Here is a 25,426-nt window from a genome sequence, read left to right as displayed (position 1 = left end):
CTTGTTCTCCGTTGTCGCGGCCGATCAGGCGTAAAGCGGGTTGATCTTGCTGACGTTGATGCCGTACTTGGCAATCGCCTCGGCCACCTTGGCCGCCGGGATCTTGCCTTCATCGGCCAGGCTCTTCAAGGCGGCGACGACGATGTAGTGGCGATTGATCTCGAAATGCTCGCGCAGCTTGCTGCGGAAGTCCGAGCGGCCGAAACCGTCGGTGCCCAGCACCTTGTAGGAGCGGCCGGCCGGGATGAAGGCGCGGATCTGCTCGGCGTAGTTCTTCATATAGTCGGTCGAGGCGATCACCGGGCCCTGCACCTTGGACAGCTGCTGCGTCACATAGGGCACGCAGGCCAGCTCGGTCGGGTGCAGGAGGTTCCAGCGCTCGGCGTTCTGGCCGTCGCGGGCCAGCTCGTTGAAGCTGGGGCAGGACCAGACATGGGCGCCGACACCCCAGTCGGCCTCCAGCAGCTTCTTGGCCGCCTGGCTCTCGCGCAGGATGGTGCCGGAGCCGAGCAGGTTGACCGTCAGCGGTTGTGCGGCAGCTTCCTCAAGCAGGTACATGCCCTTCAGGATCTGCTCTTCCGTACCCGGCTTCAGGCCCGGCATCGGGTAGTTCTCGTTGAGCAAGGTCAGGTAGAAGTAGACGTTCTCCTGGTTCTCGACCATGCGCTTCAGCCCGCTGTGCAGGATCACCGCCACCTCGTGCGCGAAGGTCGGATCGTAGGAGATGCAGTTGGGGATGGTGCCGGCCAGGATGTGGCTGTGGCCGTCCTCGTGCTGCAGGCCCTCCCCGTTGAGCGTCGTGCGGCCCGAGGTGCCGCCCAAGAGGAAGCCGCGCGCCTGCATGTCGCCGGCGGCCCAGGCCAGGTCGCCGATGCGCTGGAAGCCGAACATCGAGTAGTAGACGTAGAACGGGATCATCACCCGGTTGTTCGTCGAGTAGCTGGTCGCCGCGGCGATCCACGAGGCCATGCCGCCGGCCTCGTTGATGCCTTCCTGCAGGATCTGGCCGGCCTTGTCCTCGCGGTAGTACATCACCTGGTCCTTGTCGACCGGCGTGTAGTTCTGGCCCGCGGGGTTGTAGATGCCGATCTGGCGGAACAGGCCTTCCATGCCGAAGGTGCGCGCCTCGTCGACCAGGATGGGCACCGTGCGCGGGCCCAGTTCCTTGTCGCGCAGCAACTGGGTCAGGAAGCGGACATAGGCCTGGGTCGTCGAGATCTCGCGGCCCTCGGCGGTCGGATCCAGCACCGCCTGGAAGGTGGCCAGGTCCGGCACCTTCAGCGCCTCGTCGGTCTTGGGGCGGCGCTTGGGCAGGTAGCCGCCCAGGGCCTGGCGGCGCTCGTGCAGGTACTTCAGTTCCTGCGAGCCCTCGGGCGGCTGGTAGAAGGGCAGATTCGGCAGATCGGCATCGGAGACCGGGATGTTGAAGCGGTCGCGCATCGCCTTGATGTCGTCGTCCTGCAGCTTCTTGGTCTGGTGGGCGGTGTTCTTGCCCTCGCCGATCTTGCCCATGCCGAAGCCCTTGACGGTCTTGATCAGCATCACGGTCGGCTGGCCGACGGTGTTGACGGCCTTGTGATAGGCCGCATAGACCTTCTGCGGATCATGGCCGCCGCGCTGCAGGCGCCAGATGTCCTCGTCGCTCATCTTGGCGACCATCTCGAGCAGCTTGGGATGGCGGCCGAAGAAGTTCTTGCGCACGAAGGCGCCGTCGTTGGCCTTCATCGCCTGGTAGTCGCCGTCCAGCGTTTCCATCATCACCTTGCGCAGGATCTCGTCCTTGTCGCGCGCCAGCAGCGGATCCCAGTAGCTGCCCCAGATCAGCTTGATGACGTTCCAGCCGGAGCCGCGGAACTCGCCCTCGAGCTCCTGGATGATCTTGCCGTTGCCGCGCACCGGGCCGTCCAGGCGCTGCAGATTGCAGTTGACGATGAAGATCAGGTTGTCGAGCTTCTCGCGCGCGGCCAGGCCGATCGCACCCAGCGATTCCGGCTCGTCCATCTCGCCGTCGCCGAGGAAGACCCAGACCTTGCGCTTGCTCGTGTCGGCGATGCCGCGGGCATGCAGGTACTTCAGGAAGCGCGCCTGGTAGATCGCCATCAGCGGGCCCAGGCCCATCGAGACGGTCGGGAACTGCCAGAACTCCGGCATCAGCTTCGGGTGCGGATAGCTGGACAGGCCCTTGCCGTCGACCTCCTGGCGGAAGTTCAGGAGCTGCTCCTCGCTGATGCGGCCCTCCATGAAGGCGCGCGCATAGATGCCGGGCGCGCTGTGGCCCTGGATGTAGAGCAGGTCGCCGCCGTGAACGCCGTCGTCGCCATGCCAGAAATGGTTGAAGCCGCAGCCCAGCATGGTCGCCAGCGAGGCGAAGGAGCTGATATGGCCGCCGAGATCGCCGCCGTCCTCCGGGTTCAGGCGGTTCGCCTTGACGACCATCGCCATCGCGTTCCAGCGCATGATCGCGCGCAGCCGCTCCTCGATCTCGATATTGCCGGGGAAGCGCTCCTCCTGGTCGGCGGGAATCGTGTTGACGTAGGCGGTCGTGGCCGAGAACGGCACCTCGATGCCGGCCTGGCGCGCATGGTCAATCAGCGTCTCGAGCAGGAAGTGGGCGCGCTCGCCGCCCTCCTCGCCGATGACGGCCGACAGCGCGTCCAGCCATTCCTTGGTTTCGAGGGCATCGGTGTCGTTGGCGGCGGCGCCGAGAAATTCTTGCGGTTGCGCGGACATGCTGCTTGTCTCCTGTCGAGGATTGCCGGTGGAGCAAGCGGGTCGCCCGTCCACGACTGTTTTAGAGGATTGCGTCGAAAGCAATGCGTCGGGCCGAGTGTCGCACAAGTTTGCCGCACTCTCAAATGGTGCGATTGCATTTCACATTATGAACTTGAGGACATTCCAGCAGCGGCAGCGGCCGCTTGCGCCGGGATAATCGCGCCATGCCCCATTTCTCGAATTTCCGCGGCTCCCTGCGCCGGCTCGCCCTGCCGACGCAGCGCCTGGTCGCGAGCTGGTGGCGGCGCCAGTCGCCGGCCCGCCAGGACCGCTTCGCCACGCTCGGTCCACTGATCTCGGTCCTGCTCTTTCTCGCGGCCATCATTTCGGCCTTCTGGTATTTGCGCAACGAGGAAATCGAACGCGAGACCGAGGCGGTCAAGCGCGATACCGAAATCGCCCAGCAGCAGATCCGCCTGCGCCTGATCGAGAACCAGGAGCAGCTGGTGCGGATCGCTCGCGAAATAGTCACCCGCACCGTCGATGCGCATGACTTCGGCGCCCAGGCCAAGACCTTTGCGCGCGAACGCCCCGAGCTGACCCATGTGAGCTGGCTGTCGGCCCGCCGCGAGCGCCGCGCCAGCGTCAGCGCCGCCGGCTTCCAGGACGACAGCCTGATGGCCACCGACGGCAGCGACCCCTCGATGCCGGTCGCCAATCAGTCCAGCCCGGCCGAGCTGGCCTTCCAGGCCGCCAAGGAGCGCCGCCAGCCGGTCTATTCGCCACCTTTTGCCGACAACAACGGCACGACCGTGTTCCAGATCCAGGTGCCGCTGATCGACCGCACCGGCTTTTCCGGCGTGCTGATCGCCGAGTACGCGGTCGAGGGGCTCTTGCGCTACTCGGTGCCGACCGAGGTGGCGACCCGCCATGCGATTGCCGTGCTCGATGCGCGCGAGCAGGTCGTCAGCAGCACCGTCACCCCGATGCCGGGCCAGCGCATCCAGCGCGCGTCCATCCTGCACGAGGTGCCACTGGCGCCGGCGATGAACGGCCTGATCCTGCGCGGCCAGGGCTACCGCACCTCGATCGGCCTGATCTCGAACACCTTGTTCTGGATGGTGGTCGCGCTGTCGGTGCTGACCGTCTGGATGCTCTTGGGCACCTGGCGCCATATGCGCCGGCGCCTGCAGATCCAGACCGCGCTAGCCTCGGAGACGAACTTCCGCCGCGCAATGGAGAACTCGATGCTGACCGGCATGCGGGCCATGGACATGGATTCGCGCATCTCCTATGTGAACCCGGCCTTCTGCGCGATGACCGGCTTCTCCGAGGCCGAGCTGATCGGCCGCAAGCCGCCCTTCCCCTACTGGCCGCCGGATCGCTACGAGGAAAACGCGCGGCTGCAGCAGCAGGAGGTGCAGGGCCGCAGCCCCGCCGGCGGTGCCGAGGTGCGGGTGATGCGCAAGGACGGCACGATCTTCGACGCGCGCATGTATGTGAGCCCCCTGGTCGACACCAAGGGCAAGCAGAGCGGCTGGATGGCCTCCATCACCAACATCACCGAGGCCAAGCGCGTGCGCGACCAGCTGAGCGCCTCGCACGAACGCTTCACGACGGTGCTGGAAGGTCTGGACGCGGCGGTGTCGGTGCTGTCGGTGCAGCAGGGCGAGCTGCTGTTTGCCAACCGCAGCTACCGGCTCTGGTTCGGCGCCGATCCGGCCGGCCATGCGCTGCTGGCCGGCAGCCAGCTGGGTCGCGGCAACAGCCCGGACGCCGACGAGGAGGTCGACGACTACAGCGGCCTGCCGGCCCAGCACCTGACCGACACCGGCTCCGATCCGCGCGAGGTCTATGTGGACTCGCTGGAGATGTGGTTCGACGTGCGCTCGCGCTATCTGCAATGGACCGACGGCCGTCTGGCGCAGATGCTGATCGCCACCGACATCACCGTGCGCCGCCATGCCGAGGCGCTGGCCGCCCAGCAGGCCGAGAAGGCGCAGGTGACCAGCCGATTGATGACGATGGGCGAGATGGCCTCCTCGGTCGCGCATGAGCTGAACCAGCCGCTGACGGCGATCACCAACTACTGCAACGGCATGGTCTCGCGGGTGCGCGGCGACGCGATCAAGAAGGACGATCTGCTGGCCGCGCTGGAGAAGACCGCCAAGCAGGCGCAGCGCGCCGGCCAGATCATCCACCGCATCCGCAACTTCGTGAAGCGCAGCGAGCCGCAGCGCCAGGCGGCCCAGGCCTATGCGATCGTCGAGGATGCGGTCGAGCTGGCCGGCATCGAGCTGCGCCGCCGCAATGTCGCGATCCACACCTATGTGGCCCAGCGCCTGCCGCAGCTGATGGTCGACCCGATCCTGATCGAGCAGGTGCTGATGAACCTGCTGAAGAACGCGGCCGAGGCGATCGACAATGCCTCGCTGCCGGTCTCGCGCCGGCATATCGAACTGCGGGTCGTGCCCAAGCATACGCCCGAGCTCGGCGGTCATATCGAGTTCAGCGTCACCGATATGGGGCCGGGTTTGCCCGAGGAAGTCATTTCTCGGATGTATGAGGCATTTTTCTCGACAAAGGCCGATGGATTGGGCATCGGCTTAGGGTTATGCCGGTCTATCGTGGAGTCCCACCAGGGCCGGATCCGGGCCGAGAACCTCTACAATGGATCGCTTGTGGTGGGGTGCCGGTTCGCCTTCACCATCCCGGTAGATATCTCCCGCTCGGAGCCCCTGACAGCAGGGCCGGCGGGGCTAGCAGTGAACGAAAAAGCGACACCATGAGCCTGATTCCTAAGAAGGGTAATGTCTACGTCGTCGATGACGACGAGGCCGTCCGCGACTCCCTGCAATGGCTGCTGGAAGGCAAGGACTACCGCGTCAAGTGCTTCGATTCGGCCGAATCCTTCCTGTCGCGCTATGACCCGCGCGAGGTCGCCTGCCTGATCGCCGACATCCGCATGGACGGCATGAGCGGCCTGGAGCTGCAGGACCGCCTGATCGAGCGCCGCAGCCCCCTGCCGGTCGTTTTCATCACCGGCCATGGCGACGTGCCGATGGCGGTGCAGACGATGAAGAAGGGCGCGATGGACTTCATCGAGAAGCCCTTCAAGGAAGACGAGCTGCTGGCCCTGGTCGAGCGCATGCTGGACCAGGCGCGCAATGCCTTCTCGACCCACCAGGAAGCCGCCAGCCGCGACGCCCTGCTGTCGCGCCTGACGACGCGCGAGGCCCAGGTGCTGGAGCGCATCGTCGCCGGCCGCCTGAACAAGCAGATCGCCGACGACCTGGGCATCAGCATCAAGACGGTGGAGGCGCACCGCGCCAACATCATGGAAAAGCTCAACGCCAACACCGTCGCCGACCTGCTCAAGATTGCGCTCGGCGCACCGGCCAAGGTCTGATCCGCACAAACCCTGAAGAGGCCGCCTGACAGCGGCCTCTTGCACTTCTGGAGTCCCGATTCATGACTGCAACTCTCATCGACGGCGTCGCGCTGTCCAAGCAAGTCCGCGCCGAAGTCGCGCTGCGCGCCGCCGCGCTGACGGCCAGGGGCACCAAGCCCGGCCTGGCCGTCGTGCTGGTCGGCGACAACCCGGCCAGCCAGGTCTATGTGCGCAACAAGGTCAAGGCCTGCGAAGACGTCGGCTTCCACTCGGTGCTGGAGAAGTACGAGGCGACGATGAGCGAGGCCGAGCTGCTGGCCCGCGTCGAGGCGCTGAACAACGACCCGACGATCCACGGCATCCTGGTGCAGCTGCCCCTGCCCAAGCACATAGCCTCCCACAAGGTCATCGAGGCGATCTCGCCGGCCAAGGATGTCGATGGTTTCGCCGTCGAAAGCGCTGGTGCGCTGATGGTCGGTGAGCCGGGCTTCAAGGCCTGCACGCCCTATGGCTGCATGAAGATGCTGGAGAGCATCGGCATGGCCGATCTGCGCGGCAAGCATGCGGTCGTGATCGGCCGCAGCAATATCGTCGGCAAGCCGATGGCGATGATGCTCTTGCAAGCCAATGCGACGGTGACGATCTGCCACAGCGGCACGGCCGACCTCGGCGCGATGACGCGTCAGGCCGACGTGATCGTCGCCGCGGTCGGCAAGCAAAAGGTCTTGACCGCCGACATGGTCAAGCCGGGCGCGGTCGTCATCGACGTCGGCATGAACCGCAATGACGAGGGCAAGCTCTGCGGGGACGTCGACTTCGAAGGCGTGAAGCAGGTGGCCGGCTGGATCACCCCGGTGCCCGGCGGGGTCGGACCGATGACGATCACCATGCTTTTGGTCAACACGCTAGAGTCGGCCGAACGCGCGACTTCCTGAGTTCGAGACACCATGAGCAACCCCCTGCTGAGCACCGCCCCCCTGCCCGCCTTCGCGACGATCAAGCCCGAACACATCCAGCCGGCGATCCAGCAATTGCTGGACGAGGCGGACCGGGCGCTGGCGCTGGCGACCTCGGAGGCGACGCCGGCCGATTACGACGCGCTGTCGGCGACCCTGGGCGTGGCGACCGAGCGCCTGGGCCATGCCTGGGGCGCGATCGGCCATCTGAACGCGGTCGCCAACACGCCCGAGCTGCGCGAGGCCTATAACGCGATGCTGCCGGCCGTCACCGAGTTCTTCACCCGCCAGGGCGCCGACGAGAAGCTCTATGCCAAGTACAAGGCGATCAAGGCCAGCGGCGCGCCGCTGAACCCGGCCCGCCAGCAGGCGCTCAAGCATTGGCTGCGCGATTTCGTGCTGTCCGGCGCCGAACTGCAGGGCGCCGCCAAGGAGCGCTTCGCGGCGATCCAGGAGCGCAGCGCCGAGCTGGGCCAGAAGTTCTCCGAGCATGTGATGGACGCGACCGATGGCTTCGCCTACTACGCGACGACCGAGGAGCTGACCGGCGTCCCGGCCGATGTGGTCGCCGCCGCGCGCGCGGCCGCCGAGGCCGAGGGCAAGCAGGGCCACAAGATCACCCTGCACTTTCCCAGCTATATGCCGGTGATGCAGTACGGCGAGAACCGTGCGCTGCGCGAGACGCTGTACCGTGCCTACGTGACCCGTGCCAGCGAGCTGGGCGCCAAGCCCGAGCTGGACAACAGCGCGCTGATGCAGGAGCTGCTGATGCTGCGCCAGGAAGAGGCGCAATTGCTCGGCTTCAGCAACTTCGCCGAGGCCTCGCTGGTGGCCAAGATGGCCAGCTCGCCCGCCCAGGTGCTGGACTTCCTGCGCGACCTGGCGCGCCGGGCGCGACCGTTCGCGGAAAAGGACCTGGCCGAGCTGCAGAGCTTCGCCCGCGAGGAGCTGGGCCTGGCCGAGCTGCAGGTCTGGGACAACGCCTATGCGTCCGAGAAGCTGAAGCAGGCCCGCTACGCCTTCAGCGACCAGGAGGTGCGCCAGTACTTCACCGTGCCGCGCGTGCTGCAGGGCCTGTTCGACATCATCGAGCGCCTGTTCAATGTGAAGATCGTCGAGCAGCAGGCCGAGGTCTGGCACGACACGGTCAGGTTCTACCGGCTCGAACGGGAGGGGCAACTGGTCGGCCAGTTCTACCTCGACCTCTACGCCCGCCCCGGCAAGCGCCCCGGCGCTTGGATGGACGAGGTGCGCAGCCGCTGGGCGCGGCCGGAAGGCGTGCAGCAGACGCCGGTCGCGCAGCTGGTCTGCAATTTCGCCTCGCCGGTGGGGGACAAGCCGGCGCTGCTGACGCACGACGATGTGACCACCTTGTTCCACGAGTTCGGCCATGGCCTGCATCATCTGCTGACCCAGGTCGACGAGCTGGGCGTGTCGGGCATCTCGGGCGTCGAATGGGATGCCGTCGAGCTGCCCAGCCAGTTCATGGAGAACTTCTGCTGGGAATGGGAAGTGCTGCAGCAGCTGACCGCCCATGTCGACACGGGCGAGCCGCTGCCGCGCGCGCTGTTCGACAAGATGACCGCGGCCAAGAACTTCCAGAGCGGCCTGCAGACGCTGCGCCAGATCGAGTTCGCGCTGTTCGACATGCGCCTGCACGCGGAGCCCGGCAGCGAGGCGGCCGTGCAGGCCCTGCTCGACGAGGTGCGCAGCGAAGTTGCCGTGATCCGCCCGCCGGCCTTCAACCGCTTCCAGCACAGCTTCTCGCACATCTTCGCGGGCGGCTACTCGGCCGGCTACTACAGCTACAAATGGGCCGAGCTCTTGAGCGCCGATGCCTGGAGCGCCTTCGAGGTCGAGGGCGTGTTCAATGCCGACACCGGCCGCCGCTATCTGCAGAACATCCTCGAGGTCGGCGGCTCGCGCGACGCGATGGACAGCTTCAAGGCCTTCCGTGGCCGCGAGCCGCAGATCGACGCCTTGCTGCGGCATCAGGGCATGGCCTGACCCGTCGCGGACGCCTTCAGGCCTCGCCCGGCCGGTCGCGGGCGACGAGGGTCAGATATTGCGCCGGCGTGCCGCCAGCCAGCGGCTTGACCATCACCCGCAGCATCTGCTGGCGCTGCCCGATGGTCAGCGGGCCGCGCTCGCGCGTCTGCACGAAGCCCTGCCGGTGCCAGAAGCGCTCGGCGCGCGCATTGCCGATCACGACGCCCAGGCGCAGCCATTGCGCGCCCTGCCCGTTCATCCAGCGCTCCAGCGCGTCGTAGAAGGCCTGGGGCCGGCCGCTGCCGTGCAGCGAAGTGGCAGCGATGAACAGGCCCAGATGCCAGACCCTGGGCGCCAGGAAGTCCGACAGCAGCGAGGCCATCGCCTGCAGCCCGCCCCCGGCGTCGGCGAAGCCGATCACCCAGCGCCCGGTGTAGCTCATGCCGGCCGGCGGCAGATCGTCCATCTCGCTCTGCGCCTCGTTCGCGCCGGGCGGCGCACCGCCGGTGAGGACAAAGTAGTCCGGATTGGCCTCGAAGAAGCGCTGCAGCGCCGGCACGTCGGCAGCGGCCAGCGCGCGCGCCGTCACGGCCCCGCCCTCGATGCTGAATAGTCCGGAGTCCATCGCCGCGATTGTGCGGTCAGAATCGGATCATCTTCGCATTCAGACCGCAGCATGCCCAAGACCGTCCTCATTACCGGTTGCTCCAGCGGCATCGGCGCCGCGCTGGCGCGCGAGTTCCAGCGCCGCGGCCACCGGGTGATCGCCAGCGCGCGCCAGCCGGCCGCGCTCGCCGAGCTGGCCGCCGCCGGCCTGCAGACGCTGGCGCTGGACGTCAACGACGCCGCCAGCATCGAAGCCGCCGTCGCCGCGCTGCAGGCGAGCGCGCCGGACGGCCTCGATCTGCTGATCAACAACGCCGGCTACGGCCAGTTCGGCGCCGTCATCGATCTGCAGGCCGAGGATCTGCGCGCGCAGTTCGAGACCAATGTGATTGCGCCGGTGATGCTGAGCCGCGCGCTGCTGCCGCTGCTGCGCCGACGGCCGGGGGCCTGCATCGCCCATGTCGGCAGCATCTCGGGCCTGCTGACCACGCCGTTTGCGGGCGCCTACTGCGCCAGCAAGGCGGCCCTGCATGCGCTGGCCGACGCGATGCGCATGGAGCTGGCGCCGCTGGGCCTGCGGGTGGTGACGGTGCAGCCGGGCGGCATCGCCTCGCATTTCGGCGCCGCGGCCAAGGAGCGCGTGCGGCTGCCGGACGACTCGCTCTACCGCGGCATCGCGGCCTTCGTGCGCGGCCGCGCCGACGCCCAGCAGCACGGTGCCACCCCGGTCGACCAGTTCGCGGCCACCGTAGCCACGCATCTGCTCGATCCACGGGCCGGGCCGATCTGCCGCACCGGCTCGCAGAGCCGCAAGCTGCCGCTGTTCAAGCGCTGGCTGCCGACGGCGCTGCTGGATCGCAAGCTGAGCGAGCGCTTCGGCCTGGACCGACTCTGAGCTGCGGCGCCCGCCGGCTCAGCGCATCAAGCCGGGCGATGCCGTCTGTGTCTCGCGGGAGCACAAGATGCTATCGGCATTTGCAATCCTGAAGGCAAACGCTTGATTTCAGCGGATATGGCGCCGGCGATTCTGCGCTAGCGCTGCCGGTCCTCCAGACACCGCATCGGCGACACCGCTCATTTGAGGGGTCCGGCGCGTCCGGGGCCCGATGTCGGCACGCCGAATGCTCTCCTCCGGCTGCCGCGGGGCCGACGCAAGGTCTGGCCCCGTACCGGCGCCGTTTGCCGCAAAAGGAGTCAATCATGCCTAAGCGCTCATACCCCACGATGGGTCGCGCGCCGCTGCCGGCGGCGCTGCTGGCCGGGCTCTTGCTCTCCGCCTGCGGCGGGGGCGGCGGCGGCAATCCGGCCCCGCCGACGCCGGGCGTGGTCAAGCTGACCGTCAAGGACAGTTTCGGCGCGCCGGTGCCCGGCGTGACCGTGCAGGGGCCGCAGGGCCAGCAGGTCCGCACCGATGCGCAAGGCACGGCGCTGGTGCCGCTGGATTCACCCACCGCCAGCGCCACGCTGAGCCTGTCGCGCGACAGCTTCGTCCCCGGCAGCGTGACCGTGTCCGGCTCGGCCAGCGAGGTCAAGGAAACGGCGGTCACGCTGGAGCGCTCGACCGCGCCGGCCGGCGGATCGCTCGCCACGCGCAGCGGTGCGGCACCGGGCGTTGACGCCGCCGGCCAGCAGATGAGCTTCGAGATCGAGTTGCTGGTCGTCGACGGCAAATCGCAGCCCATCACCAACCTGACGGCCGCCGATTTCAGCCTGCGCGCCTGCAGCCCGCTGGCCAGCACCGAGGGCCACGACTGCGTGGACGGTCCCGGCAGCAGCCCGGACACCGGCTACACGCCGCTCACCGCGCAGCCGCAGGCGCTGGCCCTGATCGCCGGCGCGCCACTCACGCCCTTTGCCACCGCCCTCTTGCTGGACCAGAGCGGCAGCATTGCCGATACCGATCCGACCGGCGCCCGGCTCTACTCGACCAAGGCCTTTGTGCAGGGCCTGGGCAGCGGCGACCAGGCGCTGCTGGCCGCCTTTGCCGGCATGCCCGGCGCCGCCATCCCGAGCTCGCCGCTGAGCGTCTACGGCCCCTTCCGCGACCGGGCCTCGGCCAGCAGCGCCTATTTCCCCATCCTGGACGGGCTGGCCATGCAGCTGGGCGGCAACACGCCGCTGTACGACTCGATCGACGGCCTCCGCCAGCAGATCGCGACGACGCTGCCGGCACCAGCCGGCCTGCCCAAGGCCATCGTCATCTTCACCGATGGCGCCGACACCAGCTGCAACGGCGCCGAGGCCTGCCGCCTCGCCCGCGAGCGCACGATCGCGGCGGCCCGGCAGGAGGGCACGCGGCTGTTCACCATCGGCCTGTCCAAGCGGGTCGACCCGGTCGCGCTCGCCGAGCTGGCCAACGGCACCGGCGGCGCCTTCCTCTATGCCGACAACACGCAACAATTGCTGCCGCTGTACGGCAGCGTCGGCAATCTGGTCAGCCTGGGCCAGCCGGTCTACCGGCTGCGCTGGACCATCAATGCCGAGACGGCGGGCAGCCTGCGCTCCGGCGCCGCCCTGCTTGGCCAGGTGCAGGTCAAGGCCGGCCAGAGCAGCTTCGATATTCCCTTCGTGGTCGGCATTCCCTGAGGGCCGCCGGGACCGCTACTTGAAATCGCCGACGGTCGAGATCACGAAGCCGTCCGGCCGGATCAGCCTGCGCCAGGCGGCGTTCGCCTGCTCGACGCTGACCGCCTGCAGCTCGGCCTCGCGTCGCGCCACCTCGGCCCAGCTCTCGCCGTCGTCGGCCATGCGCAGCAGGCTGCTGGCCAGCACCGCCTCGCGCGCGCGGCTTTGCCGGCGCGCCTCCAGCACATCGGTCTTGGCGCGCGCCAGCTCGGCCTCGGTGATGCCCTGCTCGCTGAGCCGGCGCAGTTCCTGCTGAACCAGGTCCAACACCTGATCGCGGTTCTGCGGCGCAAAGCTGCCGCCTATCGTCAGCCCGGCCGCATGGCCGAAGTGGCTGACCGCCAGGCCCGAGCCGATGCCGTAGCTGAGGCCCTCGCGCTGGCGCACCCGCGTCGCCAGCCGGTTCTCCAGCGCGCCACCGCCGAACACATGGTGGGCCAGCAGCAGCGGCAGATAGTCCGGGTCGCGGTCGTTCAGCGCGAAGTCCTGCCGCCATTGCGCCAGCGCATTGGCCTTGTCGCGTGCCGGCACGTCGAAGCGGGCCGGCGCCACCGTGATCGCCGGCGCGATGTAGCGCACATAGCGCGGCGCGGCCGGCTTCTTCCAGCCGCCGAACAGCTGCTCGATCGCCGCGGCAAGGCCCTCGGGCAGCGCGCCGACGACGGCCACGCGCGCCTCGTTGGCCGACACATAGTCGGCATAGAAGCGCCGCACATCGTCGAGGCTGGTCGCCTTCACGTCCTCGAGGCGCTCGTCGATGCTGCGCAGATAGTCCGGATCGCCGCGGCCGACGCCGCGCGCCTGGTTGTAGTGCGCGCGCACCGCCTGCTGGCGCAGGCTCTCGGGCTCCTGGCGCGCCGCCTGCAGCGCGGCCAGCGCCGATTGCTGGCCGCGCTCGAAGGCCTCGCGCGGCAGCAGCGGCGCCTGCAGCACATCGGCGGCGATCTTCAGCGCCTCCAGCAAGCTGTCCTGCTCGGCACTCAGCGACAGCAGCAGGCCCTGGTCGGCCGTGCCTATGCTCATTGAAGCCTTCAGGCGCTGCAGCGCATCGCGCAATTGCTGCTTGTCGTAGCTGCGGCTGCCCTCGGACATCAGGCGACCGACCAGGTCGGTGCCGCGGCGCGCGAAGGTGGCGCGCCGTTCGCCCCAGCGCAGCTGCATCTCCAGCCGCACCGTGTTGCCGCGCGTTCTCTTGGCCAGGGTGTGCAGCTCGATGCCGCTGGGCAGGACCTCGCTGCGCGTGCGCGCGGCCAGCTGCTCGGGCGTCGGGTCGAAGCGCTCGCCGTCCTCCAGCCTGGGCGGCCCCTTCAGCGCGGCCAGGCGTTCGTTCAGCGGCGGCGCCGCCGGGATTTCCACCCGCTCGACGCTGGCCGAGGGCAGATAGCGGCCCAGGCTGCGATTGGCCGGGCGCAGGTAGGCGCGGCGCACCCGCTCCACATCGGCCAGGCTGACCTTGGGCAGGTCCTCCATCAGCTGGAACAGCAGCCGCCAGTCGGCCGCCCCGAGGCCGGAGATCTGCTGGATCAGCGCCTCCGGGTTCTTCATCTGCTCGCGGTAGGACAGCAGCGCCAGCTCGCGCACCCGCTGCAGCTCGGATTCGTCGAAGGGCTTGCCGGCGCGGCCCTCGATCAGGTCGAGCAGGCGCTGCTCGACCTTGGGCAGATCGGCATCCGGCGGCAGCACCGCGACGGCGCGCATGCCGCCCGGCTCGACGCCGCCGAGCCCGCCGATACCGGCCGACAGCGCCAGCCGCGGCTCGACCAGCTCCTTGTAGAGCTGGCCGCTGGGCTGCAGCGACAGCATCAGGCCCAGCACCACCAGCGGCGCCGAATCCGGATGCGCCAGCGCCGGCACATGGTAATAGGCCATCAGCGCCGGCTGGCCGCCGACGCGGCGCACCACCACCAGGCGCTCGCCGTCCTGCGCCGGCTCGACCGTGTAGGGCTCGGGCACCGGCCCGGCCGGATTGCCCAGCGGGCCGAAGGCGGCGGCGATGCGCTGCAGCGTCGCCTCCTTGTCGAAGCGGCCGGCCACCATCAGCATCGCGTTGTCGGGCCGGTAGAAGCGCTTGTAGAAGGCCTGCAGGCGCTCGATCGGCACGTTCTCGATATCGCTCTTGGGCCCTATCGTCGAATGACCATAGGCATTCCAGTCATAGGCCAGCGCCTGCACCCGCTTGTTGAGCACCTGCATCGGCTCGTTCTCGCCGCGCTCGAACTCGTTGCGCACGACGTTCATCTCCTTGTCCAGATCGGACTTGGCGATCAGGCTGTTGAGCATCCGGTCGGCCTCGAAGCGCAGCACGAAGTCCAGCGTCTGCTCGTTGGCGTTGAAGCTGGCGAAGTAGTTGGTGCGGTCGGCGGTCGTCGTGCCGTTCCAGCGCATGCCGCGGCGCGCGAATTCCTCCGGAATGTCGCGCAGGCTGGGCGTGCCCTTGAACAGCAGATGCTCGAGCAGATGCGCCATGCCGTACTCGCCCTGCGACTCGTGCCGGCTACCGACGCGGTACATGATGTTGACCGTGGTCGTGCTCTGCGCCTCGTCGGGGAACAGCAGGATCTGCAGGCCGTTGGCGAGCCGGTATTCCTCGATGCCGCCGATCTCGCGCAGCAGGCTGGGTGGGGCCGGCGGGGGCGGCGGCAGCGGGGCCTCCGGCGCGGGCGCGGGCTTCGGCGCCGGCAGGGCGGCGGCCTTGGCCGGCGCCTTCGGCGGACTGGGCGGACTGGGCGGATTGGCGGTCTTGGCCTCGGCAAGGCCCAGGCTGGCGGCCAGGGCCAGGGCGATCAGGATCGGGCGCATCGTGGCGGACTTTCTCGGCGATGGTCGGCCGGCCCATTGTGCGGCCTATCGCGCCGCTCAGGGTTCGAGGCGGTGCAGGCGCACCTGGCGCGCCGGCCATTGGGCCGCGACCAGCACCGAGGCCATCAGCCACAGCGGCGCGGCGGCGACGCTGGCCGCGGCCAGCAGGCCGAAGCCCAGCGGCATCGCCACCGTCGCTCCATTGGTGGCCAGCATGCGCAGGCCCAGCGCCTGGCCATGGCGCTCGGGCGGCGTCACCTGGTGCAGGGTCGCCAGCACCATCGGCTGCACCGAGCCCAGCGCCAGGCCCAGCACCGCCGAGCCGAACATCAGACCGGCCGTGCCCGGCAGCCAGGCATAGACGGCCAGCATGCCGGTGGCCAGCAGCATCGCGGCGCGCAAGGCCTTCAGCTCGTCGATATCGTCGGCCCAGCGCACGATCGCCAGGCGCACCAGGGTCGCGGCGACGGCAAAGGAGCCCAGCACCAGGCCGATGCTGGCGGCCGACAGGCCCTTGGCATGGCCGACCACCGGCACGACGAAGCTGTGCGCATCCCAGCAGGCCGACAAGGCGATATTGAGCAGCAGCAGATGGCGCAACGCCGGCGCCCGCAGCAGGTCCCAGGCCGGCCGGCTCTTCTCGCCCCCGGCATGCTGCTGCGGCGGATGGCGCGGCACCTTCTGCGCCAGCGCCCAGGACAGCGCCGGCAGCACGACGGCCAGCGCGAAGGCGCTGCGGTAGCCGGCATGGTCGATCAGCAGGCCGGTCGCCACCGGCGCGATCGCGTTCGACAGCGCCGGCCCCAGCGCGACCCAGCTGAACACCCGCTTCAGGTCGCCGGCGTCATCGGCCATCAGCCCCGCCTCGCGCTGGATCGCGACGGCCGCCAGGCTGATCGCGCCGCCGCTGGCCAGGCAGGACAGACCGATCGCCCACAGCTGCTGGCTGGCCAGCGCGATGAGGGCGCCGGCGCTGGCCAGCAGCACGCCCATGCCGACCGGGCGGTGGAAGCCATGCCGGTCGGCCAGCCGCCCGGCCCACAGCGACAGCACGATGGGCGCGACCGCGAACAGGCTCAGCAGCACGCCGACCGCCCATTCGCCGTGACCATGGTCGAGCACCCAGAGGCTGGCCGCGACCCGGGTCACCGCCATGCAGGCATGGACGGCGATCAGGGTCGCGACCAGCCAGGGGAAGGCATGCCGCAGATGCGTCGGCGGCGGCCGGTCGGAGTTCAAACCTCGGCCTCGTCGGCGTCCTCGCCGGGCAACTCCAGGCGCAGCAGGCGCGCGGTCGACTCATCGCTGAGCGCCTCCACGCTCTTCAGCTTGCGCGACATCTGACGGGTGCGGGTCTCGGCCTGCTCGATCGTGTTGCTGGCCTCGTCGAGCTTCTTCTTGGTCTTGGCCAGCACCTCGCCGAACTTGCCGAACTCGGTCTTGACCGCGCCCAGCACCTCCCAGACCTCGGCCGAGCGCTTCTCCAGCGCCAAGGTGCGAAAGCCCATCTGCAGGCTGTTGAGCGTGGCCAGCAGGGTGGTCGGGCCGACCAGCATCACCTTGTGCTCGCGCTGCAGCGCCTCGACCAGGCCGGGCCGGCGCAGCGCCTCGGCGTAGAGGCCCTCGGTCGGCACGAACAGCATGCCGAAGTCGGTCGTGTGCGGCGGGGCGATGTACTTCTCGCGAATCGTGCGCGCCTCCAGGCGCAGCCGCGACTCGATCGCGCGCGCCGAGCTCTCGGCCACCGCCGCGTCGGCGCGCTCCTGCGCATCGAGCAGGCGCTCGTAGTCCTCGCGCGGGAACTTGGCGTCGATCGGCAGCCACAGCGGCTGGCCATCGTCGCGCTGGCCCGGCAGCCGGATCGCGAACTCGACCCGCTCGTTGCTGCCCGGCACCGTCGCCACATTGGCCGCGTACTGCTCGGGCGTGAACACCTGCTCCAGCAGGCCTGCCAGCTGCACCTCGCCGAAGATGCCGCGCGTCTTCACATTGGTCAGCACCCGGTTCAGCGAGCCCACGTCGCGCGCCAGGTTCTGCATCTCGCCCAGGCCCTTGTGCACCTGCTCCAGCCGCTCGGCCACCTGCTTGAAGCTCTCGCCCAGGCGCTGCTCCAAGGTCGCATGCAGCTTCTCGTCGACGGTGGCGCGCATCTGCTCGAGCTTCTTCTCGTTGTCCTGCTGGATGCTGGTCAGGCGCTGCTCGACCGTGCCGCGCAGCTCGGCCAGGCGCTGCTCATTGCTCGCCGACATGGTGCGCAGCTGCTCGCGCATCGCGTCGGTCAGGCGCTGCATCGCCTGATCCAGCGCGCCGCGCGAGGCCAGCGCCTGGCTGGCCAGCGATTCGTTGCTGGCCTGCAGGCCCAGGCTCAGCGTCTGCTGGAACTGGCTCATGCCCTGCAGCAGCTCCTGGCGCGTGCCGCTGGCGCTGCGGCCCATCTCGTCGCGCAGCTCGCGCTCGAGCCGCTCGCTCGATTGCGCGATGACCGGGGCCAGGGCTTGCGCGAGCTGCGGCCCCGGATCGACGGCCGGCCGCTGGCGCGCGAGCAGCAGGACCAGCAGCACAAGAACCAGGGCCAGGGCGGCCAGCAACAGCATCTCGATCGTCGTCATCGGGCGATTGTCTCAGGCCGCCGGCGCGGCCCGCCGTGCCGCTTGCGCACAGCGCCCGCGGCTGCCGACAATCGGGCCGACGGAGCCGCGATGGACAGCAAGGACAAGCCCAACGCCAGCGACGGCGGCCTGCGCGCCGCCGTGCCGGTGATCGTCGCGGCGCTGAGCCTGGTCGGCGTGCTCGGCGGCGCGCTGCTGTCGAACTGGGACAAGGTCTTCGGCCATCGCGCGGCGGCGCAGCTGCCGCAAGCGCAGCCGGTCGACCGGCTGCAGGGCGTCTGGCACAGCGGTCTCAGCGAACACCCGTATCAGCCTGGTCAGCGCTTCCGGCTGCGGCTGGAGGTGCAGCGCCTGGCCAGCGGCGGCATCGCCGCGCTGGTGGCCGACATCCCCGAGGGTCGCGAGCAGGCCCAGACCTACGAGGCGCAATCGCTGCAGAGCAGCGCCGACGGCCTGGACTTCAGCGTCGAGCGCCGCTGGTGCTGCGAGAACGGCCAGGAGCGGCCCTACCAGGTCCGCTACCGCCTGAGCCTCGATCCGCGCGACGCCTCGCAGCTGCTGCTGAGCCGGCGCAGCAATGCGCCCGGCGCCGGCCAGGTCGAGCGTTTCGTGCTGGAGAAGCGGCTTTGAAGCAGCGGAGCCGGGGTTTCCCCCAGGCGTCTGAGCTCCGTCACCCGCCGGTGCTGGCTTCACAATCCGCCTCGCCCGCGCGCTGCGCGCATCAAACAGGGAGACCGGCAGGATGATGAAGATGACATTCACACGACGAGCCCTTGTCGCCGCAGCCATGCTGTCGGCCATGGCCGGGACGAGCCGGGCCGCGGAGAGCCCCACGCCGGCCACCTCACCGACCTATGCGGTGATCTCGCTGATCGGCGATCAGCTCGGCCTGATCGGCTTCCAGCCGCAGGTGGGCAGCCGGCTGAACCAGAACCGGCGAGGCTCGGCGACCATGCCCGATGCCGGCTTCGACGCGACGGCCTTGCGCACGATCCAGCAGACCATGCAGCAGGCCGACCCCAAGGCCAATGTGCTGCTGTACAGAATCACCTCGGCCCGGCTGTCGGCCAATCCCGCCCTGCTCTTCAATGGCGAGACGGCGGTGATCCCGCCCGCCTTCGAGGAAGGCATGAAGGCAGACGGCGCGAACTATCTGATCCTGCTGACGCGCCGACGCGGCGAGGCCAATATGAAGGCGAGCTTCAACGACCAGGGCTCCGGCGTCAGTCTGGGTTCCGGCAATGTCGAGGGCATCGGCTATTTCGCCGACGCGCTCACGCCGATGGTCAATGTGGACACGAACTTCAGCAGCACCGGCTATCTGGCCGCCTATGTGTCGCTGCAGCTGTCGCTGATCGAGCTGTCCACCAGCAAGGTGCTCGCGCAGATCCCGGTCGTCGAATCACGCGCGCTGGCGGCCGACGGCAGCGACAGCAGCGCCGACCCCTGGCAGATCGTGCCGCACGAGAAGAAGGCGGCCTACACGAACCAGCTGATCGAGTTCGCGGTCGGCCGCAGCCTGCCGGGACTGCTGAAAGCGGTGCCGGCCAAGGCTCGCTAGCTGCGCCCCAGCACCTCGGGGTTCAGGGGCGTCGGCGGCTTGCCGCCGGTCAGCGCGGCGATCAGGTTGTCGACGGCCAAGCCGCTCATCGCGCGGCGGGTCGGGATCGAGGCGCTGGCGATATGCGGGGTCAGCACGATATTGGGCACCGTCAGCAGGGCCGGGTTCAGCGCCGGCTCGCCCTCGTAGACGTCCAGACCGGCGGCCGCGATCGTGCCCGCTGCCAGGGCCTGGGCCAGCGCCGCGTCGTCGACGATGCCGCCGCGGGCGATATTGGTCAGCGTCGCGGTCGGCTTCATCAACGCCAGTTCGCGCGCGCCGATGATGTGGTGAACGGCCGGGCTGTAGGGCAGCACCAGCACCAGATGGTCGGCCTGGCGCAGCAGTTCCTCCTTCTCGACCCAGCGCGCGTTCAGAGGCGCCTCCTGCTCGGCCGGCAGCCGGCTGCGGTTGTGATAGATCACCTGCATGCCGAAGCCCAGCGCGCCGCGTTTGGCGATCGCCTGGCCGATGCGGCCCATGCCGAGGATGCCCAGGGTCGCGCCATGCACATCGCTGCCGGCGAACATCGTCACCGACCATTGCTTCCACTCGCCGCGGCGCAGGAAATGCTCGCTCTCGGCAATGCGGCGCGCGGCCGCCATCATCAGCGCGAAGCCGAAGTCGGCCGTGGTCTCGGTCAGCACATCGGGCGCATTGGTGACCAGCACGCCGCGCGCCGTGCAGGCCGGCACGTCGATATTGTTGTAGCCGACCGCCATCGTGCTGATCACCTTCAGCGCGGGGCAGGCGTCGAGCAGGATCTGGTCGATCTTCTCGCCGCCGGCGATATAGACGCCGGCCTTGCCCTGCAGGCGGCGGATCAGCTCGGCCTGCGGCCAGCCGTCCTCGCTGTCATTGGTCTCGACCTCGAAATGCGGCCGCAGCCGCTCGACGATGTCGGGGAAGGTCTTGCGTGCCACCAGCACCTTGGGCTTTTTCTCCGTGCTCATCGATGATCGTCCTTTGCTTGCTTGTCAGCGAAACCAGATCCAGCCCATCAGCGCACACAGCGGCAGCAGCAGCGCGCAGGACCAGCCCATATAGCCGAAGAAGCCGGGCATGCGCACGCCGCGCTGCTCGGCCACCGCCTTGACCATGAAGTTGGGCGCATTGCCGATATAGCTGAGCGCGCCCATGAAGACGGAGCCGGCCGAGATCGCGGCCAGGACCAGCGCCTGCGTGCCCATCAGCTGCTGCGGATCGCCGCCGGCCAGATTGAAGAAGACCAGATAGGTCGGCGCATTGTCCAGAAAGCCCGACAGCAGGCCGCTAGCCCAGAAATAGGCCTGCGGCAGCGGCCGGCCCTCGGCGTCGGCGACCGCGTGGACGACGGCGGCGAAGGCGCCCGCCTCGCCCGCCTGCAGCGCCGCCAGCACCGGCGCCATGGTCAGGAAGATGCCGGCGAACAGCTTGGCCACCTCGGCCATCGGCGCCCAGGAGAACTGGTTCTTCTCGCGCACGCCGCGCGGCGTGATCGCCAGCGACCAGGCGATCACCGCCAGCAGCAGCGCGTCGCGCAGCAGCGCCTGCAGCTCGAAGCGGTTGTGCAGCAGCTCGATCGCGATGCCCGGCTTCCAGCTGCCGCTCATCAGCACCAGGCCGGCGATCGCCAGCAGCGGCAGGAAGTTGATGCCGCCCTCGATGCCCAGGCGCCCGGTATCCGGCGTCGGGTCCTGCAGCGGCGGCCCCTCGCGCCGGAAATGGAAGCTGTCGATCGCATAGAAGATCGCCAGCAGCGCGAGGTTCAGGAACAGCGCCTGCGGCCACAGATGGCGCAGCGGCCAGAGGAAGTCGACGCCCTTCAGAAAGCCCAGGAACAGCGGCGGGTCGCCCAGCGGCGTCAGGGCGCCACCGGCATTGCCGACGATGAAGATGAAGAAGATCATCACATGGGCATTGCGGCGCCGGTTGTCGTTGGTGCGCAGCAGCGGCCGCACCAGCAGCATGGCCGCGCCGGTCGTGCCCATCAGGCTGGCCAGCAGCGCGCCGATCGCCATCAGGCCGGTGTTCAGCCCCGCGCTGCCGTGCAGATTGCCGCGCAGATAGATGCCGCCGGCGGCGGTGAACAGCGCGGTCAGCAGGATGATGAAGGGCAGGTAGTCGGCCAGCAGCGTATGCACCAGCAGCTCGGCCGTCGCCTCCAGGCCCTGGCCGCGTGCGAAGGGCAGCAGGAAGACCAGCGACCAGGCGGCGGCGATCTTGCCGAAATGCGCATGCCACAGCCGCGGCGCGGCCAGCGGCAGCACCGCGATCGACAGCAGCAGGCCGCCGAAGGGCAGCGCCCACAGCGCGCCGAACTGGCTTCCGTCCAGCGCCATCGTCAGGTGTCGAGGAAGCGGGTGAACTGCTCGACCGGATCGCGCTCGGTCACCAGGTCGTTCTCGACCGCGGCCGGATCGGCCCAGCCCAGCGCCATGCCGCACACCAGCATCTGATTCGGCGCCAGCTGCAGTTCGTCGGCAATGATGCGGTGGAACTGCGTGAAGGCCGCCTGCGGACAGGTGTGCAGGCCGCGGCCGCGCGCGGCGACCATGATGCTTTGCAGGAACATGCCGTAGTCCAGCCAGCTGCCCTGCTGCATGATGCGGTCGATCGTGAAGATCAGGCCCACCGGCGCGTCGAAGAAGCCATAGTTGCGGCCATGCTGGTCGTGCATGCGCGACTTGTCGCCCTTGGCGATGCCCAGCAGCCCGTACAGGTCCCAGCCGACCTTGCGGCGCCGGTCGATATAGGGCGACACCCATTCGCGCGGGTAGTAGGCGTACTCCTCGCTGTGCGTGGCCAGCTCCTCCGGATCGTCGTAGACGGCCATGATGCGTTCGGAAAAGCGCTTCAGCGCCGCGCCCGTCAGCACATGGACCTGCCAGGGCTGGGTGTTGGTGCCCGAGGGCGCGCGGGCGGCGACGCGCAGGATGTCCTCGATCGTCGCGCGCGGCACCTCGCGCGGCAGGAAGGCGCGCATCGAGTGGCGGGTCGTGATCGCCGCGTCGACGGCGGCGGTCTGCTCCGGCGTCGCCGGATCGAATTTGTTCAGCATGGTGGGCTCAGCTTTTGCAGGGCTTGTTGATAGGCCGGCGGCAATTCAGCCACCGGGCGGCGCGTCTCGCGATCCACATAGACATGGACGAAATGGCCCAGCGCCGCGCAGCGCCCGGCGCCCTCGGCAAACAGGCCGATCTCGTAGCGCACGCTGGAGCGCCCCAGCCTGCCGATGCGGATGCCGGCCTCGATGCGCTGTGGGAAGGCCAGCGATTCGAAGAAATTGCAATGCGTCTCGACCACCAGGCCGATCACCGCGCCGCCATGGATGTCCAGCGCGCCGGCGCCGATCAGATAGCGGTTCACTGCGGTGTCGAAGAGGCTGTAGTAGACGACGTTGTTCAGATGACCGTAGATGTCGTTGTCCATCCAGCGCGTCGTCAGCGGCTCGAAATGGGCAAAGGCCTCGCGGCCCTCGGCTTGCGGTCGGGTGGGTTCGCTCATGGCCTCATTCTTCCATTGCTTGCCGGTCGCGCCACAGCGACCAATGGCGAGCCGCCTCGTTGAGCGTGTTGACCTGGCAGGCGACCGTGGTCGCCAGGTCACGGCCATAGCCGCCGGCCATGCTCAGCGCCACCGGAATGCCGCGCTCGCGCAGCGCCGTCAACACGCGGCGATCGCGCTCCAGCAGGCCGGCCGTCGTCAGCTTCAGCCGGCCCAGGCGGTCGCCCTCGTGCGGATCGGCGCCGGCCAGGTAGAAGGCCAGGCCCGGCCGCTCCTCGCGCGCCCACAGCCGCGCGAGCGTCGCATCGAGCGCGGCCAGGTAGTCGGCATCGCCGCAGCCGTCCGGCAGCTCGACGTCCAGATCGCCGGGCTCCTTGCGGAAGGGAAAGTTCTTCGCCGCATGGATCGAGCAGGTGAACACGCTGGCGTCGTCGCGGAAGATCGCCGCCGTGCCATTGCCCTGGTGCACGTCCAGATCGATCACCAGCACGCGCAGCAGCTGGCGCCGGCGGCGGTGCCACTCGGCCTGCATCAGCCGCGCGGCCACCGCGACATCGTTGAACACGCAGAAGCCGCTGCCCTTGTCCGCATAGGCATGGTGGGTGCCGCCGGCCATATTGGCGGCCACGCCCTCGGCCAGCGCGGCGCGTGCCGCGGCGATGCTGGCGCCGACCGAATGGCAGGAGCGCGCCGCCATCTGCGGCGACCAGGGGAAGCCGATCTCGCGCTGCTGCGCGGCGCTCAGGCGGCCGAGCAGCACCGCCTCGACATAGTCCGGCGTATGCGCCAGCGCCAGTTCGCCCTCGCTGGCCGCCTCGGCCGGCTGCATCCGCAAGAGCCCCGGCCGCGCCTCGAAATGCTCGCGCAGCAGCCGGTACTTGGACTGCGGGAAGCGGTGGCCCGGCGGCAGCGCCAGGCTGTGGGCATCGGAATGGAAGGCCAGCATCGCCGCTCACGATAGCCGAAGCCACGGCGGCGCGGCTGTCCAGCCGGGGACGCCCTGCGCCCGCAGCAGCGCAGCTTGCGACAGCCATTTGGCCAATGCCCCTAATTTTTGCTGCACCGCACAAAAAGCACTTGCAATGCCGTACCGTAGCCCTATACTTCGTTTCATGTTGCAGTGCAGCAAAGCTGTAAGGCAACCCGACCATCCTCAACCCTGGAGAACCTCAATGCTGACCGCTGAACAAGTCCTCGCCGCTCAAAAAGCCAATCTGGAAACCCTGTTCGGTCTGACGAACAAGGCCTTCGAGGGCGTCGAGAAGCTCGTCGAACTGAATCTGCAAGTGGCCAAGACCGCCCTGGGCGAAGCCGCCGAAACGACCCGTGCCGCGCTGTCGGTCAAGGACGCCCAAGAGTTGCTGAGCCTGCAAGCCTCGCTGCTGCAGCCGAGCGCCGAGAAGGCAGCCTCTTACAGCCGTCATCTGTACGACATCGCCACCGCCACCAATGCCGAAGTCGCCAAGGTTGCCGAAGCGCAGCTGGCCGATGTGCAGCAGAAGTTCGCCGCCGTCGTCGACACCGCCGCCAAGAACGCCCCGGCCGGCACCGAGAACGCCGTCGCGCTGGTGAAGTCGGCCGTTGCCGCTGCCAACAACGCCTTCGAGTCGGTGCAAAAGGCCACCAAGCAGGCCGCCGAAGTCGCCGAAGCGAACTTCCAGGCCGCGACCGCCCAGGCCGTCAAGGCCACGCAAGGCGCCACCACCCGCAAGCGCGCTGCCTGATCGCTGTCACCCACGTCTCCTCGGCGCCCCCTGGCGCCGCTTAAGGCCCGGTCATCGACCGGGCTTTTTTTATGCTTGGGCCGCGCCCCGCCGCGGCGTCTGCGCCGCCCCACCCACGCTGCGCAGAATTTCCTGGATGAGCAGCTCGCGCAGCGCCTCGCGGTCGAGCAGCGGATAGCGCGCCACGCCCAGCGTCAGCTGCAGATAGCCGAGCAGCTGCGCCACCAGCAGATCGGTCTGCATGCGCAGCAGCGATTCCTCGGGCTCGCCTGTGGCCTGGCCCTGCAGGCAGGCAGCGACGCGCTCGCGAGTCAGCAGCAGCAGTTGCGCATAGGCGGGCTGCCGCCCCAGATCGACCAGATCGCTGGCGCCGGCCGTCTGCGCCGCCGAAAGATAGACGAGCCGGTACTGATCGACTCGCTCCTCCCAAAAGGCGATCAGGCAGCGCAGATGCACGTCCAGGCGCTGCAGCGGCGTCGCCGATGGCTGCGCTGCCGCCTGCAGGCGCTCGACCAGGGCCTCGAAGGCCTCGACCCAAAGCCCGCTCAGCAAGGCCTGCTTGTCGCGGAAATAGCTGTACATCGCCATCGTCGACAGACCGAACTCCTCGGCCAGGCGGCGCATCGACAAGGCCTCCAGGCCCTCGTCGCGATGGATCTCGCGCGCCCGCGCCAGCATCCGCGCCTTCAACTCCGACATCGCCGCCGGGCTGCGGCGCAGTCGCGTCGGCTGGGCGGGCGCACCCCGATGTAGCTCGCTTTTCTTACTCATCTGGGCACTATCGTACACATACGCCAGCAATTCTGGAGATTCGTTAAATCGTCACAATCACCCGCTTTTCTAATGGTTTACACCAGGCCGGGCCAGCAACAATGATCGGCACGGCATGCAGCATCCCGGCAGGCCGACCCTCTCCACCGTCACTGGAA

20 protein-coding genes are annotated in these 25,426 nt (G+C 68.7%); 9 read left to right on the top strand and 11 right to left on the bottom strand.

Annotated features, from left to right (window positions below; translation table 11 throughout):
• Positions 1-24: 24 nt before the first annotated feature.
• Positions 25-2,730 (bottom strand): pyruvate dehydrogenase (acetyl-transferring), homodimeric type, encoded by a 2,706-nt coding sequence (gene aceE / locus QWJ38_RS21250; RefSeq protein ID WP_290361140.1) that lies wholly within the window; start codon positions 2,728-2,730, stop codon positions 25-27.
• Positions 2,731-2,936: 206 nt separating this feature from the next.
• On the opposite strand from aceE, the gene QWJ38_RS21245 reads away from it, so the two are divergent.
• The 4 genes from QWJ38_RS21245 to QWJ38_RS21230 all read left to right on the top strand — a co-directional run bounded on the left by QWJ38_RS21245 (position 2,937) and on the right by QWJ38_RS21230 (position 9,066).
• Positions 2,937-5,501, top strand: a complete 2,565-nt coding sequence (locus QWJ38_RS21245; RefSeq protein WP_290361139.1) for a PAS domain-containing sensor histidine kinase — start codon at positions 2,937-2,939, stop codon at positions 5,499-5,501.
• Positions 5,498-6,121, top strand: a complete 624-nt coding sequence (locus QWJ38_RS21240; protein ID WP_077037755.1) for a response regulator transcription factor — start codon at positions 5,498-5,500, stop codon at positions 6,119-6,121. Before QWJ38_RS21245 ends, QWJ38_RS21240 begins: the two co-directional genes overlap by 4 nt.
• A 62-nt stretch (positions 6,122-6,183) precedes the next feature.
• Positions 6,184-7,038, top strand: coding sequence for a bifunctional methylenetetrahydrofolate dehydrogenase/methenyltetrahydrofolate cyclohydrolase FolD (folD, locus tag QWJ38_RS21235; protein ID WP_290361138.1), 855 nt, complete (start codon positions 6,184-6,186; stop codon positions 7,036-7,038).
• A 12-nt stretch (positions 7,039-7,050) separates the two neighbouring features.
• On the top strand, positions 7,051-9,066 hold the full coding sequence (locus tag QWJ38_RS21230) for a M3 family metallopeptidase (protein ID WP_290361137.1): 2,016 nt from the start codon (positions 7,051-7,053) through the stop codon (positions 9,064-9,066).
• A gap of 16 nt (positions 9,067-9,082) precedes the next feature.
• On the opposite strand, the gene QWJ38_RS21225 is transcribed toward QWJ38_RS21230, so the two are convergent.
• On the bottom strand, positions 9,083-9,673 hold the full coding sequence (locus tag QWJ38_RS21225; RefSeq protein WP_290361136.1) for a GNAT family N-acetyltransferase: 591 nt from the start codon (positions 9,671-9,673) through the stop codon (positions 9,083-9,085).
• A gap of 51 nt (positions 9,674-9,724) precedes the next feature.
• Here QWJ38_RS21225 and QWJ38_RS21220 point away from each other — a divergent pair, with 51 nt between their 5' ends.
• Both QWJ38_RS21220 and QWJ38_RS21215 read left to right on the top strand, forming a co-directional pair.
• A complete protein-coding gene (locus QWJ38_RS21220) occupies positions 9,725-10,549 on the top strand; it encodes an SDR family NAD(P)-dependent oxidoreductase (protein ID WP_290361135.1) in 825 nt (274 codons plus the stop codon).
• A 305-nt stretch (positions 10,550-10,854) separates the two neighbouring features.
• Positions 10,855-12,240 carry a VWA domain-containing protein gene (locus QWJ38_RS21215; RefSeq protein ID WP_290361134.1) on the top strand — a complete coding sequence of 462 codons (1,386 nt, stop codon included), beginning with the start codon at positions 10,855-10,857 and terminating at the stop codon, positions 12,238-12,240.
• Between the two features lie 15 nt (positions 12,241-12,255).
• Here QWJ38_RS21215 and QWJ38_RS21210 read toward each other — a convergent pair whose 3' ends face one another.
• The 3 genes from QWJ38_RS21210 to QWJ38_RS21200 are packed head-to-tail and all read right to left on the bottom strand — an operon-like array spanning position 12,256 to position 17,687.
• Positions 12,256-15,078, bottom strand: a complete 2,823-nt coding sequence (locus QWJ38_RS21210) for a M16 family metallopeptidase (protein ID WP_290361133.1) — start codon at positions 15,076-15,078, stop codon at positions 12,256-12,258.
• A gap of 57 nt (positions 15,079-15,135) precedes the next feature.
• A complete protein-coding gene (locus QWJ38_RS21205; protein ID WP_290361132.1) occupies positions 15,136-16,317 on the bottom strand; it encodes an MFS transporter in 1,182 nt (393 codons plus the stop codon).
• Entirely contained in the window at positions 16,314-17,687 is a 1,374-nt protein-coding gene (locus tag QWJ38_RS21200) for a DNA recombination protein RmuC (RefSeq protein ID WP_290361131.1), read from the bottom strand. Before QWJ38_RS21200 ends, QWJ38_RS21205 begins: the two co-directional genes overlap by 4 nt.
• A gap of 90 nt (positions 17,688-17,777) precedes the next feature.
• Between QWJ38_RS21200 and QWJ38_RS21195 the strand changes: the two genes are divergently transcribed.
• Positions 17,778-18,317, top strand: coding sequence for a hypothetical protein (locus tag QWJ38_RS21195; RefSeq protein WP_290361130.1), 540 nt, complete (start codon positions 17,778-17,780; stop codon positions 18,315-18,317).
• Between the two features lie 169 nt (positions 18,318-18,486).
• A complete protein-coding gene (locus QWJ38_RS21190; protein WP_290361129.1) occupies positions 18,487-19,248 on the top strand; it encodes a hypothetical protein in 762 nt (253 codons plus the stop codon).
• On the opposite strand, the gene QWJ38_RS21185 is transcribed toward QWJ38_RS21190, so the two are convergent.
• From QWJ38_RS21185 to QWJ38_RS21165, 5 genes are read right to left on the bottom strand one after another with little or no spacing between them, the layout of a single operon-like run.
• Positions 19,245-20,240: a 2-hydroxyacid dehydrogenase gene (locus QWJ38_RS21185; protein ID WP_290361128.1), complete on the bottom strand. Its 996-nt coding sequence runs from the start codon at positions 20,238-20,240 to the stop codon at positions 19,245-19,247. The two genes, QWJ38_RS21190 and QWJ38_RS21185, sit on opposite strands and share 4 nt — an antisense overlap.
• Before the next feature lie 24 nt (positions 20,241-20,264).
• On the bottom strand, positions 20,265-21,608 hold the full coding sequence (locus QWJ38_RS21180) for a sodium:proton antiporter (RefSeq protein ID WP_290361127.1): 1,344 nt from the start codon (positions 21,606-21,608) through the stop codon (positions 20,265-20,267).
• 2 nt (positions 21,609-21,610) lie between these two features.
• A complete protein-coding gene (locus QWJ38_RS21175; protein WP_290361126.1) occupies positions 21,611-22,327 on the bottom strand; it encodes a nitroreductase in 717 nt (238 codons plus the stop codon).
• Positions 22,321-22,773 (bottom strand): acyl-CoA thioesterase, encoded by a 453-nt coding sequence (locus QWJ38_RS21170; protein WP_290361125.1) that lies wholly within the window; start codon positions 22,771-22,773, stop codon positions 22,321-22,323. Before QWJ38_RS21170 ends, QWJ38_RS21175 begins: the two co-directional genes overlap by 7 nt.
• A 4-nt stretch (positions 22,774-22,777) precedes the next feature.
• On the bottom strand, positions 22,778-23,719 hold the full coding sequence (locus QWJ38_RS21165) for a histone deacetylase family protein (RefSeq protein WP_290361124.1): 942 nt from the start codon (positions 23,717-23,719) through the stop codon (positions 22,778-22,780).
• A 226-nt stretch (positions 23,720-23,945) separates the two neighbouring features.
• On the opposite strand from QWJ38_RS21165, the gene QWJ38_RS21160 reads away from it, so the two are divergent.
• Entirely contained in the window at positions 23,946-24,497 is a 552-nt protein-coding gene (locus tag QWJ38_RS21160) for a phasin family protein (RefSeq protein ID WP_290361123.1), read from the top strand.
• Between the two features lie 69 nt (positions 24,498-24,566).
• Here the strand turns inward: QWJ38_RS21160 and QWJ38_RS21155 are convergent, their stop codons facing one another.
• Positions 24,567-25,268 (bottom strand): TetR/AcrR family transcriptional regulator, encoded by a 702-nt coding sequence (locus tag QWJ38_RS21155; RefSeq protein ID WP_290361122.1) that lies wholly within the window; start codon positions 25,266-25,268, stop codon positions 24,567-24,569.
• Positions 25,269-25,426 lie beyond the last annotated feature (158 nt).

This window comes from Roseateles violae (assembly GCF_030410485.1).
Taxonomy (GTDB): Bacteria; Pseudomonadota; Gammaproteobacteria; order Burkholderiales; family Burkholderiaceae_C; genus Roseateles_D; species Roseateles_D violae.
This window is presented reverse-complemented; position numbering and strand designations above follow the sequence as displayed.